2 protein-coding genes are annotated in these 1,102 nt (G+C 36.2%); both read right to left on the bottom strand.

The features are described from left to right. Positions 1–629 (bottom strand): hypothetical protein (locus ACWIUO_RS13750; protein ID WP_454178453.1); only part of this gene is annotated, 629 nt, incomplete at its 3' end. 5 nt (positions 630–634) lie between these two features. Beyond that, on the bottom strand, positions 635–1,102 hold a 468-nt coding region (locus tag ACWIUO_RS13755; protein ID WP_454178454.1), incomplete at its 5' end, for a hypothetical protein.

Below are 1,102 nucleotides of genomic sequence, written 5' to 3' on the forward strand. Positions count from 1 at the left end.
CACGCTTTTGGGTGGCAGTGTTTATCCTTGCAAATTAGATATTTTTTTGCCTCTTTTTTGCCACTGCGCGGATTATTTATTATCATTCCTTGTTTATAGCTTATTGTAGGATTTCCATCTATGCTTTGTAAGTTTTCATCAAAATCTATGGTGCGCGTTAGCTCTATGCCCCCACTACGACTTTCAAACCCCCATACATAGCCAAAAATCTTAACCTCCCCACTATAACCACAGACATTATCCTCCATAAACGAATATCCACTATTGTAGCTATCATAAGGTAGCTCGATAGATTCTAAAATATAGTCCTCCATTGCTTTTGGGGTTGTGGGGTGGGCGTAGCATAGTTCTCTGCCATCGCTTACACATTTGCCACTTTTGCCATCATAATGCCCCTCAAATATCTTGCAGACTTCTTGTTTGTTTTCTACGCGCTTTATATTTAGCACTTTTACTTCGCCTACAATCTCGCGCTGTGTTTTTAGCGGTTTATAGAAAAGTTTTTCTATAAATAATGCTTTTAGCGTGTCATTAACTAATATTTCATTGCTTGAATCCCAATATACTTCGCCTTGCAAGGCACACAACATAACGCATATCAAAACATTAAATCTACGCAATAATTTCATTTATTTCACTCCATAATCGTTGCTCGTGGATTGCACGATTGATTTTGGCAGACTAAATTTATCACTTCAACACAAATGCTCTTATCGCAATATGTGTAAAACTCATTTGATTGCTTCTTAGCTTGTTCTATTGGTATTTTGCGCGAAAGTGTCGTAGAGCCACTAACGCTAGAAAAATCCCAAATTTTATCAAAAAGTTTCACTTTTCCATTATAACCGCATTGCCATATACCATAATATCCCTTATAGTCGGGGTTTATAAAAACGGATTCCAAAAAGTATTCTTTTAATTGTGCTTTGTTTTTTGTGGCACTGCCAATATGAGCGCAATATTGATTTGTATCCATTATCTCGCCTAGCACTTCTATATTTTTGTCCCATTCAACCACTTCTATGATTTCTAATGCAATATTTAGCTCTTTGAGTGTCTTGCCATCAAATAGATATGGTTTAGGGATATTTAAATCTTTTAG

Source organism: Helicobacter sp. T3_23-1056 (assembly GCF_053654535.1).